This is a genomic window from Natronocella acetinitrilica, from assembly GCF_024170285.1.
Taxonomy (GTDB): Bacteria; Pseudomonadota; Gammaproteobacteria; order Nitrococcales; family Aquisalimonadaceae; genus Natronocella; species Natronocella acetinitrilica.
Map to the genome: position 1 here is coordinate 23,229 of NZ_JALJXV010000007.1, position 12,002 is coordinate 35,230.

Annotated in this window: 14 protein-coding genes; 9 read left to right on the plus strand and 5 right to left on the minus strand. The window is 59.3% G+C overall.

The annotated features are described in order from the left end of the window. Window positions 1-111 precede the first annotated feature (111 nt). Window positions 112-810 carry an SDR family oxidoreductase gene (locus tag J2T57_RS14170; RefSeq protein WP_253479450.1) on the plus strand — a complete coding sequence of 233 codons (699 nt, stop codon included), beginning with the start codon at window positions 112-114 and terminating at the stop codon, window positions 808-810. A 70-nt stretch (window positions 811-880) separates the two neighbouring features. On the opposite strand, the gene J2T57_RS14175 is transcribed toward J2T57_RS14170, so the two are convergent. Continuing rightward, window positions 881-1,384, minus strand: coding sequence for a PRC-barrel domain-containing protein (locus J2T57_RS14175; RefSeq protein WP_253479452.1), 504 nt, complete (start codon window positions 1,382-1,384; stop codon window positions 881-883). A gap of 265 nt (window positions 1,385-1,649) precedes the next feature. Between J2T57_RS14175 and J2T57_RS14180 the strand changes: the two genes are divergently transcribed. Then, window positions 1,650-2,135: a cupin domain-containing protein gene (locus J2T57_RS14180; RefSeq protein ID WP_253479454.1), complete on the plus strand. Its 486-nt coding sequence runs from the start codon at window positions 1,650-1,652 to the stop codon at window positions 2,133-2,135. Here J2T57_RS14180 and J2T57_RS14185 read toward each other — a convergent pair. After that, window positions 2,132-2,992 (minus strand): alpha/beta fold hydrolase, encoded by an 861-nt coding sequence (locus tag J2T57_RS14185; RefSeq protein ID WP_253479456.1) that lies wholly within the window; start codon window positions 2,990-2,992, stop codon window positions 2,132-2,134. The two genes, J2T57_RS14180 and J2T57_RS14185, sit on opposite strands and share 4 nt — an antisense overlap. A gap of 136 nt (window positions 2,993-3,128) precedes the next feature. Here J2T57_RS14185 and panB point away from each other — a divergent pair, with 136 nt between their 5' ends. Beyond that, window positions 3,129-4,001: a 3-methyl-2-oxobutanoate hydroxymethyltransferase gene (gene panB / locus J2T57_RS14190; RefSeq protein ID WP_253479459.1), complete on the plus strand. Its 873-nt coding sequence runs from the start codon at window positions 3,129-3,131 to the stop codon at window positions 3,999-4,001. A 9-nt stretch (window positions 4,002-4,010) separates the two neighbouring features. Here the strand turns inward: panB and J2T57_RS14195 are convergent, their stop codons facing one another. Then, window positions 4,011-4,337, minus strand: coding sequence for a DUF6455 family protein (locus J2T57_RS14195; RefSeq protein ID WP_253479461.1), 327 nt, complete (start codon window positions 4,335-4,337; stop codon window positions 4,011-4,013). 151 nt (window positions 4,338-4,488) lie between these two features. Between J2T57_RS14195 and J2T57_RS14200 the strand changes: the two genes are divergently transcribed. Further along, window positions 4,489-5,391, plus strand: coding sequence for a phytanoyl-CoA dioxygenase family protein (locus tag J2T57_RS14200; RefSeq protein ID WP_253479463.1), 903 nt, complete (start codon window positions 4,489-4,491; stop codon window positions 5,389-5,391). Between the two features lie 54 nt (window positions 5,392-5,445). Then, window positions 5,446-5,763 carry a cupin domain-containing protein gene (locus J2T57_RS14205; RefSeq protein ID WP_253479465.1) on the plus strand — a complete coding sequence of 106 codons (318 nt, stop codon included), beginning with the start codon at window positions 5,446-5,448 and terminating at the stop codon, window positions 5,761-5,763. A gap of 12 nt (window positions 5,764-5,775) precedes the next feature. Here J2T57_RS14205 and J2T57_RS14210 read toward each other — a convergent pair whose 3' ends face one another. Next, window positions 5,776-6,429: a GntR family transcriptional regulator gene (locus tag J2T57_RS14210; RefSeq protein ID WP_253479466.1), complete on the minus strand. Its 654-nt coding sequence runs from the start codon at window positions 6,427-6,429 to the stop codon at window positions 5,776-5,778. A gap of 38 nt (window positions 6,430-6,467) precedes the next feature. Continuing rightward, window positions 6,468-7,811 (minus strand): FAD-dependent oxidoreductase, encoded by a 1,344-nt coding sequence (locus J2T57_RS14215; RefSeq protein WP_253479468.1) that lies wholly within the window; start codon window positions 7,809-7,811, stop codon window positions 6,468-6,470. 301 nt (window positions 7,812-8,112) lie between these two features. Between J2T57_RS14215 and dctP the strand changes: the two genes are divergently transcribed. The 4 genes from dctP to J2T57_RS14235 all read left to right on the plus strand — a co-directional run bounded on the left by dctP (window position 8,113) and on the right by J2T57_RS14235 (window position 11,935). Then, window positions 8,113-9,204: a TRAP transporter substrate-binding protein DctP gene (gene dctP / locus J2T57_RS14220; protein WP_253479470.1), complete on the plus strand. Its 1,092-nt coding sequence runs from the start codon at window positions 8,113-8,115 to the stop codon at window positions 9,202-9,204. An 86-nt stretch (window positions 9,205-9,290) separates the two neighbouring features. Continuing rightward, window positions 9,291-9,845, plus strand: a complete 555-nt coding sequence (locus J2T57_RS14225; protein ID WP_253479472.1) for a TRAP transporter small permease subunit — start codon at window positions 9,291-9,293, stop codon at window positions 9,843-9,845. Window positions 9,846-9,868: 23 nt separating this feature from the next. Next, window positions 9,869-11,161 (plus strand): TRAP transporter large permease, encoded by a 1,293-nt coding sequence (locus J2T57_RS14230; protein ID WP_253479474.1) that lies wholly within the window; start codon window positions 9,869-9,871, stop codon window positions 11,159-11,161. Between the two features lie 12 nt (window positions 11,162-11,173). After that, on the plus strand, window positions 11,174-11,935 hold the full coding sequence (locus J2T57_RS14235; protein WP_301289415.1) for an alpha/beta fold hydrolase: 762 nt from the start codon (window positions 11,174-11,176) through the stop codon (window positions 11,933-11,935). Window positions 11,936-12,002: the final 67 nt, after the last annotated feature.

Sequence of the window (12,002 nt, forward strand, 5' to 3'; positions counted from 1 at the left end):
TCTACCAAAACCCGGGATTCGGAACCTAAGGACTCGTGTGATGCCCGACAAGCGCAGGATATCAAGATATTCGGCATGTTCAGCATGCCGCATACGCAACGGAGAAGAGCCATGAGCGATACAGTATTACTCATCACCGGCGCCAGCAGCGGCATCGGCGCCGAAACCGCGCGACAGGCAGCAAAAGCTGGTCACCGCGTGGTTCTCGCCGCCCGCTCCACCGATCGGGTGGAGCAGTTGGCCAATGAACTCGGTGGGTCGGACCGGGCTTTGGCCGTCGCCTGCGATGTCAACGACGAGCGCAGTCAGCAGGCCATGGTCGAGGCGACGTTGAATCGGTTTGGCCGCATTGACGCCGTGTTCGCCAACGCCGGCATCGGCGGTAGCCCAGGCGGTTTCAGTGGTGCCGATCCGGTGCGCTGGAAGGAGATGATACTCACCAACATCTATGGCGTCGGCCTGACCCTGCGCTGCACCATACAAGCCCTCAAGGAAACCAGGGGCCATCTGTTGCTCACCGGCTCTGCTGCTGGTCGAGCAACGATTGCAGGGTCGATGTACAGTGCGACCAAATGGGCGGTGAGCGCCATCGGCTACGGTGTGCGGGAAGAGCTAAGAGGCACGGGCATTCGGGTGACCCTGATCGAGCCCGGCATGGTGGACACCCCTTTTTTCGATGAGAAGCCACCCTACTCTCTTCAACCTGCGGACGTGGCAGCGGCCGTTCTCTATGCCATATCCCAGCCTGCCCATGTGGATGTGAACGAGATCCTGGTGCGACCAACGCCACCGATCGACGAAGGGTCCTGATGCGTGACGTGGGGTTCCGACCGCTGCCGTGTCAAGTCGGAGCCCCAAGCCTGATTCCCCATGGTGACAATTAGTCTTCACCATAAGCCGGCACCCTCTCCAAAGCCTCTGCGTCCATGTCGATGTACAGGGATAAGTCATCACCGTCGATCGTTCGCTCAAGATCGTCCCAGGAGATGGCAACTTGCCTTTCGCCAATCCCAAGTGTGCCTCCCGAGCGCATAACCACTGCCAAGACCTGACCATCCTGGTCAATCACCAGATTACTGATGTCGCCGATGGACTGGTCATCTGAGCGATGCTTCACGGCATGGCCCATCAACTCGGATGCGTAGTAACTCTGATCCGGCCTCCTGCTCACGTGCTTCTCATCAGAGCCCCCCTGCGCTCGGGCTTCATCTGACGTCATGTCAGTTGGACCAACAGCTTCAGAGGATTCCGTGTGGGTGGCTGCATCTTGATCCCGCTCTTCGCGTTCAAGATCGTCATCAGCCCACGCAGTGGTGGACGCAATCCCGAACATGATTAATGGCACCATGGCGGCAGTCAGCTTGAGTCCGTTGGATTTGGTCATGAGTTGCTCCCGGAATTGGCTTGCCTGGGCAGTTGCCCAACGCGTACTCCGGGCGGCAGGATCAAGTGCAGGTTGCGCCAGGAATATGATGCTTATCCTGAGCAGGTTTACTTTTACAATCTGTACGTTGAACCACCGATCATGGGTAGGAGACTGGAGGAGAACATGCGCCGCGGGATACCGACCGACGCGATGCTCTCCGACACCAGTACCTGGATCGCGCTACTATAATGACAGTCCTCTGGCGGGACCGGGAGAAGCAGCGGTGAAACAGCCTGAGTCGCAATGGAAGTACCACGGTGTACGGGTGGTGAAGAGCGACGAACTTGACACCAACACCCCCCAGACTCCGGGTATGAACCGCGCCGCCGCCATTACCCAGGCCCGGGCTGGCGCGGAGAAGCTCTGGGCCGGAACAGTTCTGATTCACCCCAAGGCCAAGACCGGCGCACATCACCATGGCCCGGTGGAGAGCGTTATTTACGTCGTCAGTGGGCGAGCGCGGATGCGCTGGGGAGAAAAGCTGGAGTTTCTCGCCGAGGCCGGACCTGGCGATTTCATCTATGTGCCTCCGTACGTCCCACACCAGGAGATAAACGCCTCCGATACCGAGCCGCTATCCTGCGTACTTTGCCGCAGCGGCCAGGATCCGGTGGTCGTCAACCTGGATATCCCGGTGGTGGAGGAGCCCGAAGAAGTTCATTGGGTTGATAACATTCACCCTGATCCGAATACCGGGCGCCGAGGTTAAGAAGACGAGCGAGCAAAGAATTCCCGCAGGCGTCGGGCGAGTTCCCTGGGTTGTTCCTCCGGTATGCAATGACCGCAATCGGGAATTGCTCCTCCTGTCACGTCGTCGGCAATCAGCTTCAGAGATTCCGCCGGTTCACCTCCCCGGCCGTGAGATTCAGCCTTTTCCCCTCCAAGGGCCAGAACAGGCATTTTCAACCTTAGCCCGGAATCCAGAAGCGCCTTGTTGGCGGCCACGTTGCGGGGAATGTTCCGATAGTAGGAGAAACCGGCGCGAAGCGCGCCCGGTTGGCTGTAGGCGCGCACGTACTCATCAATATCTTCGTGACTGATGGCGTCCTGCCTGAAGGAGAACGCCCTGAGAAACCAGGACAGGTAGACCCGCTCCCGGCCTTGGATCAGAGCTTCCGGCAAGTCCGGTGTCATGTGGAAAGCATGATGCCAACGCTTGCCTCCCTGGGAGATATCCGGCCCGATTCCCGGCAGTGTCACATCCAGGATGGTGAGGGTTTTGATGGCCGGCTGGTGGGCGGCGGCAAGGGCAAATGCCACTGGTCCACCCCAGTCATGGCCCACAAGATGCCATTCCGCTAGCCCAAGATGCTCGTGCAGCAATTCCCATAGGTCTGCCGCGACGCTCGCCGCGTCGTATCCCTCAAGCGGTCGGGAACTGTCGCCGAGGCCGCGCAGGTCCGGGGCGATTACACGGTAATCGTTTGCCAGCAACGGCATGACATGGCGCCATGCATGGTGAGTCTGGGGCCAGCCATGAAGCAGTACCACGGGTGTGCCCTCTCCAGCGGTTGCATAGTGGATAATCGCGGAAGACAGGCGGGCGAACTGACGTTGGATTTCCATAAGGGCCTCATCATGGGCTGGGGATTTCAGGTCCGTAAAAGGTGGCGCGTTCGCCCCACTCGGCCGTTTCGTTGTGCTTTCCTATAATTGGGCACCGTCAACCCACAGTTGGCAACCCACCGAGGAGTTATTCGTCATGTCTGATAACGACAAGCGCAAAAAGCGCACGATTACCGAAATTCTTGCTTCCAAGCAGTCCGGAGAAAAGATGGTTTACACGTCGGTGCCTGACTACACCTCTGCCAAGTGGGCGGAAATGGCGGGTGTGGATGTGTGCGTCGTGGGCGACAGCCTCGCCATGGTCGCACATGGGCACCCGTCGACAATCCCGGCGACCATGGACATGATGGTCATGCATGCCCTGGCAGTCCGCCGTGGAGCACCCGATACATTTGTGCTGGGCTGCATGCCCTACCAGTCCTACAACACGGTTGATCGGGCGCTGGTCAATGCGACCCGACTCATGCAGGAAGCCGGTTGCGACGCCGTGAAGCCGCAGGGCGGAAAGAGTCAGGCGCACATTCTTCGTGCCCTGGTGGATTCCGGGATTCCCACCGCATCACACATCGGACTTACACCACATACCATAGCCATGTTCGGGGGGTTCAAGGTTCAGGGCCGGACTGCCGAGACCGCCATGAAAATCCTTGAGGATGCGTTCGCGATACAGGATGCCGGGTGCTTCATGCTCGAGTTCGAGGCGGTCCCGGCACCGATTGCCCGAGCCATTTCCGAGCAGCTAGAGATCCCGACAATCGGCATAGGCGCGGGTGTCGGCACCGATGGCCAGATTCTCCTTTCCTACGATCTGCTTGGTGTCTTCACGGACTTCAAACCGAAGTTTACCAAGCGCTTCGCTAACCTGACCGAGGTGGCAGTCAAGGGGCTTACGCAATATGTGGACGAGGTGAAAGCCGGTACCTTTCCCGATGACGAGCACAGCTACGGCGTCAACGAGAGCGAATATGAGAAGTTCCTCGGCCTTCTCGAGAAGCGCCGCCAGCATTAGCCCTACTCGTCACGCCACCCTAAGCCGATCGAGGAAGTCGGCGTTCGGGCAGTAATCCGGGCAGCGGGCGGTGCGGTTATCCCGGATCCAGGTGCGACAACCACTGGCGTGGGGACAGGCACGGCAGCGTTCGATCGCTGTTCGTGCCTCGACAAGAATCCCTGGGCGCCCGAGTACCTGCGGTTGCGGCGACTGACGAGCCACCAATTGCGCCAGTAGCCCAGGGGGCTGGTCGATATCCACCTTCCGAACACGTTGCCACGCGAGGTGCAACGCTACCGCGACCATGGCCGATAGAAGGACGATTGCGGTCACTGTCATGAGCATGTTCATCATTTCGATTGCCCCTATCTGACAACTAAGCGACAGCTGATATACTAGATGGGTGTGGCGGGACCGAATTGACCTGTATCAATCTCCCTGTCGGCCCACACAGCGACGCGCGAACAACAACGATACGTTTAACCATCAATGCGAGGAGGCAGTCATGACGCCTGAACAGGTACTCAGTCACGCACCCCGAGTGCTCACCCAGCAGCAGCGCGAGTCCTATTTCGAGAAAGGTTATGTTCTGTTGGAAGGGATCATTTCACCGGACTGGGTCGAGGCGCTACAGAAGGTCACCGAGGAAGTGCTGGAGCACAGCCGGTCGATAACCAAGTCGGACGCGGTTTGGGACCTGGAGCCGGATCACAGCAAAGACAATCCGCGACTCCGCCGGCTTAGCTCTCCGGTTGATCACTATTCGGTGTACTGGAAGTTCATGTTCGAGTCCCTGCTGGGGGATATCGCGGCCGACCTGGTCGGGCCGGACGTGAAGTACCATCACTCGAAGCTGAACTTCAAGGCACCCAAGGGCGGCGCTGATATCAAGTGGCACCAGGATATCCAGTTCTGGCCGCACACTAATTACTCACCATTGACCCTTGGAACCTACCTTTATGACTGCGGTATGGAACAGGGGCCTCTGGCGGTCATCCCAGGTAGCCATGACCTTCCCTTGTTCGACCTCTACAACGAACAGGGCGAATGGACTGGTCACCTCCGGGATGAGGATGTGGCGACCCTGGCGCTTGATACGGCGGAGTATCTCTGCGGTCCGGCGGGCTCGGTCACAGTGCACAACTGCCGCACGATCCATGGTTCACCGGTCAATAGCAGTGGGGTTGCGCGTCCCTTGCTGCTCTCGACGATGACCGCGGCGGACGCATTTCCCTACACCCACAATCCCATCCAGTCGCCCAATGATGGCGCCTTGGTGCGAGGCGAGGCTGCGCGGTGGTCCCACCACGATCCCCGACCCTGCCAGTTGCCGCCGGACTGGTCGGGTGGTTATACGTCGATCTTCGATTATCAGCAGCGTAGCCAGAAACATGGGGCTACCGGTTGAGCGACGAATCGGGATAGAGCCGACGATATTCTTGGATCAGTGGGAGGCATGATCGTGCTTGTCAAAACCGCGTTGGAACGAGAGTGGAACGACACCGGGCATCCTGGCGTCGAGCGGAGCCTTTTTCGCAACAACCCCGAAGGTGGTCGATCCTCCGTGGTGCGCCTTGCGGCGAACTCCCGCGTTCCCCGCCATCGGCATGAGGGCAGCGAAGAAGTGCTCGTGCTTCTCGGTCAGGTGGAAATAGGTGGCGCCCGGCTGAACGAAGGCGATTATCTCTACACCGAGGTGGGCGAGGAACACGACGTGGTCGCCGTCACCGACGCGATAATCTTCGTCTCCTCAACGAAGGCGACGCCCATGGTGGAGTAGTCGTCCCGGACCCTAAACCGTGTCCAGGGTCGCTCGTGTGAACGTCTCCACGTTCTCTATCAAGCGATCAAGCCATTCCCTGGCTTCGCGCTCCTGTCGCCTGGCTATTGCTTCCGCTATGCCAGCATGCAGCCGGGCTATCTCCGCCAAGCTGGTGGTGCTTTGATGGTGGGCAAAGAAGAACCGTCGCGAGAGACCCTGCACGAGTCGCATCATGGCGCTGGCGTATCGGTTTCTGGCTGCTATGAGGATTCGCTCATTGAATTCCTTGTCCAGCTTGAGAAAGCCTTCGCCATCATGCATCGCGGCAGCTTCAAGCATCAGGTCGGCCAGTTCGAGGAAACGACTGCGTTCCCCTGCCTTGCAGCGGCGCGCAGCCGCCCCGACAACATAGCGCTCGATCTCCCGGCGTGCTTCCAGTAGCTCCAGTTGCCGCAGGACGTCGATCTCGGAAATCATGATCCCGCGCTTGGGCAGAATGACCATCAGGCCCTCGCGCGATAGTTGCTTGATGGCGTCTCGAACTGGTGTGCGGCCGAGCCCGAGATGGTCCGACAGCATTTTTTCCGAGACCAGCTGTCCTGGGGGCAGTTGCAGCGTAACGATCTGCTCCTCCAGCATTGCGTAGGCGCGCTCGCCTTTGGTTTGCTTGGTGAGTTCTGTCATGGCGACACGATTCTTCTTATGTTCACGATCACCCGTTGCTAGTCCAACGCTGCTCCATCGCGATTGAGCAATCCGCGGATATCCTCGCCCGAAAGCGCATGTGTGGGTATGCCCTCCCTGGAGGCCAGTGCGCCGGCATGTCCCACCGCGTGGCCATAGGAAAAACACTGAGCCGTGACGCGGGCGGACGCTACCGCCTCGTGCTCTGCCGAAAGGCAACGTCCGGCGACCAGCAAGCCGGATCCCCGAACAGGTACAAAGCAACCCAGAGGCACCTCGTAATAGTCGTTCAACAGCCACTCCACACGGGGCTGTTCACCCGCATGCAGCTCGATTGGCCAGGGTGACCGCGCAATGCCATCCGGGCGTTTGCGACCCTCAACCACGTCCGCATTGAAAAGCTTGTCACGGCCCTCCACCTGACGGGTCTGGCGAACGCAGACTTGTACCCCCGTATCGTTTATCCAACTGTTTTCGCAGCCCGGAAGGTTTTTTCTGAAGAAGCGGGCATACTCTCGCGCCTGTTTTCGGCCTTCGACCTCTGCCTCGGTGAAGTCACGATAGAAAACAGCATTCAGCTCACGGCCATCGAGACCGGTGATCCGGGTGCAGTTGCACAGCAACTCACCGGGTCGGGTGGTGGGGAACAACCAGATTTTCTTGCGGGGCAGGTTATAGCCGTTGCCGTCGGCAGCCGCGATCTGTTCGGAGACCGCCTTCGACAGAATCGTGTTCTCTCCGTGATGCGCGCGAAAGCGCTCGACGTCCACGCCCTGCAGACGAAACATCATGGTCGGGTTCTGGACCTGGCCGTCATCCCCCATGAAGGTTGGCAGCCCCGCCATGGAGGCAACGTCTGCATCACCGGTGCAGTCGACGGTGACAGAAGCATGAATACGTAGCTTGCCTTCCTTGGTGTACACCTGCACACCCTCGACGTGGTCTCCATTCATGAGCACATCGGTGACTACAGCGTGGTAGATCACCTGCACGCCGGCAATCTGCAGCAAATGGTCAGCGACTTCGCGCCAGACCAGTGGATCGTGAACATGGGTGTATGTCTTGCCGTAAAGAATCGCATCGCCGAGGCCGCCGCGGTCCTTCATGGCCTTAAGAAAGTCATCCACAAAGCCGTGAACCACCTGCGTCGGGCGGACAAGGTTATCGCTCGCCTCATACAGCCCACATATCGTCCCTGACATTCCGGCCACGGCCCCACCACCGCAAAAGCCGTACCGCTCGACCACGATAACCTTGCTCCCCTGGCGGGCTGCAGTGACGGCGGTGGCGAGGCCAGAGGCGCCAGCGCCGGCTACCAGCACATCTGCGTGGAGTGTCGCAGACGGACGTCGATCGGTGATTTCCTCTACATGACTAACCATGCGTGCTACCCCCTGAAGCGAAACCTTGACAGTTCGCAAAGACCCTTTATATGTTTTTAGAATAATACTGACATGTTAGTGGAATCTAACTTATTGTGAAGCGAAGCCCGTCAATTCTCTCGCCGCCTCGGGCTTTGGTCAGATGATGAAAAAGATGCCTAAGAGGCAGGCAGTCTGTTACGCTTAAACTGATATGTCACACAAATATAACTAATAAAAGAGGTAGTGCGCCCCATTCCCGGGGCAAAACCCCAGAAGAAATAGGCAACATCAGCCTACATACCGTCGAGGAGAAGACAACATGAAAACGCTTGCCCGTTCATGTACCGCCGTTGCCGTTGGTGGTGCCTTGATGCTGTCCGTTGTCGCAACGGATACGGTCCGTGCCGAACAGCAAACCTATCAACTCGACATGGCGACAGCCTGGTCGTCAGGGCCTCTGTGGGACATCGGGGCCAATGCCTTCGCGCAGAGACTGGCTCAGCTATCGAATGGACGTATACAGGTGGAAGTGCACCCGGCCGGTGCGATCGGTGAACCGCTGCGCGTGACGGACAGCGTGCGCCGGGGCATTGCCGACATGGGGCACACCTGGTCGGGCTACGATTGGGGGCGTGACACCACCACGGTGGCGCTCGGCGGCTTCGCCGGCACCATGGACGACGAGCGCATGCTCCACTGGCTGTATGAGGGTGGCGGTGTCGAGTTGTGGCGGGAGTTCCGGGAGGACCGGTTCAACGTCATCGCAATGCCATTGTACTTCCGCACCATGGAGACCTTCCTGCACTCGCGAGTTCCGGTTCGAACACTGGAAGATCTGAAAGGTGTGCAGGTCCGCACTGCGGGCGCTTGGGTGGCCATGCTTGAAGCACTCGGTGGTGCGCCGGTGGCCACTGCCGGCCATGAAATCTACCCGATGCTCGAGCGTGGCGTGATCGATGCCACCGAGTGGGGATCTCCTTGGGAGGATACGTTCCCCCGCTTCTACGAAGTGACCAACTACGTGATCATCCCCGGCGTGCACCAGCCGACGGCGCCCTTCGAGCTGCAGGTCAACCCACGGGTCTGGGAGCAATTCTCCGACGAGGACAAGGCACTCGTCGAATTGGCGGCGAAACTGGTCACCCTGGAGAGCTGGCTCAAGATCGGGCACAACGATGCCGATGCGATGCGGTTCTATGCCGAGGAAGCCGGCCAGGAGATCATCGAGCTGGACGTGGAAGTTCAGGTGGCCGCTCGCCAGCTGGGACTTGATTGGGCGGAGGAACAGTCAGCCGAGAACGAGTGGTTCGGACGCGTCTGGGAGTCGCAGCGCGAGTTCGAACAGCTCTGGAATAACGCCGAACGTTATCGTCGGGCCGCTCCCGAAGTCCGCAGCCTGGGGATGGAGTGATCTGCATTCGACCCTGAGAGTCTGCGGGGGAGGGTCCGCCCTCCCCCGCGTTTATGTGTCGGTGCAGGCCATTCGGAGAGGTTCAGATGCTGTTGCGTTTAGCGTGGACGCTCGAGCGAGTGTCTCTGGGGAGCGGGGTCATAGCGGCCCTGCTAATACTTCCCCTGGTTACGGCTATTTGCGTGGAAGTGGTCTCTCGTTACGTTTTCGGCGCTCCAACGACCTGGGCATATGAACTCGGCTACATGGGCATGGGCGCCCACTTCCTGCTGGGTGCTGCCTACACACTTAAGGTCCGGGGCCACATTCGTATCGACCTGCTCTACGCCCTCTACCCGGAAAAGGTAAAGGCCGCGTTTGATCTCGCCGGATACTCCCTGCTCATCCTGCCATTCTGTGTCTGGATGACCCTGGGTTTTTGGGAGTACACCGTTGAGGCCTACGAATGGGGTGAGACTTCCGGCGCATCAGCCTGGAACCCGAAAATCTGGCCATATCGGCTAACCATGATGATGGGATTCACGTTGCTGGCAATTCAGCTGATTGCTGAAATCCTGCGCTGCCTGGCGGTGCTCGTTGGCGCGGCAGAGACGCTGGACGACGCGCGCGGCATCAAGGTCGATCGGAACAAAGGGGTGTAACGGTGGAATACCTCGCATTATGGATGTTCGTTGCCCTCTTCGCCCTGATCATCCTCGGATTCCCGATTGCTTTCTGTCTTATCGGCGTGGCTTTGGTTTTCGGGATCATCCGCTACGAAGACATCTACATCTACCAACTCCTGGGAAGGGTCGAAAGCATTGCCAGCAACTGGGTGCTGGCCGCCGTGCCATTGTTCGTTTTCATGGGTTCGGTGCTGGAGCGATCCGGGATTGCCGAGAGACTTTTCGACGCCTTCCGCCTGTGGACGCGCAACCTGCCTGGTGGCATCGCCATTGCCGCCATTCTCATGTGTGTCATGTTCGCCGCCTCTTCCGGCGTGGTTGGCGCGACAGAGGCCGTGGTTGGCCTGCTGGCCATCCCGGCGATGCTCAAATACGGCTATGACAAGAAGTTGATTAGCGGGGTCATCTGCTCCGGCGGCTCGCTCGGTACGATCATCCCGCCTTCTGTCGTATTGATCATTCTCGGACCGATGGCCAATGTCTCGATCGGCCGGCTGTTTGCCGCAGCGATGATTCCGGGCCTTGTCCTCGCCTTTCTGTATCTGGTTTACGTGGTGCTTCTGGCGCTGCTTGTGCCCAGCGCCGCCCCCCGAAGCCACCCGGATGAGCCGGTTGTTCCACTGAAGGAGAAACTCGTCATCACGGCAAAGGCGCTGGTCCCGCCCCTGCTGCTGGTCGTCTGTGTGCTCGGCTCGATCCTTGCCGGTATCGCATCGCCGACCGAGGCAGCGGCCGTGGGGGGCGCAGGAGGGCTCATCCTCTCTGTCATGTATGGCTCTCTCACCTGGAAGGCGCTGGGCCAGGCGATCATGCAGACCCTTCGGGTCACGACGATGATCATGTTCATCCTCATGGGCGGCATGATGTTCACAAGCGTGTTCTTTTCGCTGCAGGGGATGTCCCTCATCACCGGCTTCGTGTCCGCACTCGACCTGAGCCCATGGATGTTCCTGTTCATCGTGCTGTTGCTGGCATTTCTCCTGGGCTTCTTCCTGGAGTGGATTTCCATACTGCTCATATTCATCCCGATCTTTACGCCGTTATTGACCCATCTGGGCTTTGATCCGATCTGGTTCTGCATCCTGTTCCTGCTCATCATTCAGACCAGTTATCTGACGCCACCGATGGCGCCGGCGATTTTCTATCTGCGTGGCATCTCGCCACCAGAGATAACGCTTTCGCATATGTACTGGGGCATGGTGCCGTTCCTGCTGATCCAGGGCCTCATGATTCTGCTCGTTATCCTGTTCCCGCAGCTCGCGCTCTGGCTTCCAAACGTTTTCTTCGGTTAACCGGTGATTATTATGTTTCCTGTGCAAGGACCAGCGGGGCCGCTAGGCGGGATTATCAAGGGGGTTTCGCGAGTCGGAGACACCGATCCGCCATTGGTCCTGCTTCACGGAATACAGGGCACGGCCCGTTCATGGAAAGGTGTCATGGAGTTGTTGCCAGCGGGAGTAAGCGCGGTGGCACCCAACCTGCGTGGGCGCGCAGACTCCGTCACCCCCGAGCAGCCAGCCGACTACGAGATCGCCCATTTTGCCGATGATGTTGCGGCTGTCATCGAAGCGCTGGGCCGGCCCGTGATCCTGGCCGGCTGGAGCATGGGCGTTCTGGTGGCACTCGGCTACATCAAGGCGCACGGTCTGGCCAACGTTTGCGGGCTCGCCCTGATTAGCGGCAGCCCCTATCCGGGTCGACATGGCGCCAACTGGTTTCTCGGCGACACCGTGGACGCCATTGCCGACGAAGCCGAGGGCCGTGCACGACGCATGGGCCTATCGGAAACCGCGCACTCCATCGCGGTAGCGGGCAGCTGGCTGGCCTGCAAGGCAACCAACCATGCTGATGTGCTGCGGGAAATTCACTGCCCGGTGGCGGTCATTCACGGCACCGAGGATGATCAATGCCCTCTCTCTCATGCGCGCTTCATGGCACAGAGCGTGCCGGATGGTCGCCTTCATGAATTCCATGGACGCAGCCACAGCATCCTCGCGGAAGCCCCGGAAGACGTCGCGGACGCGCTACTCGCTCTCCGGCAGCGGTGCCTGGATACCTCGACCTGAGCCCCGCTGACCGCCTTGATTCGCTTGATCTCGCGGTCGACAAGATTAGAATACGACTTACCTATTA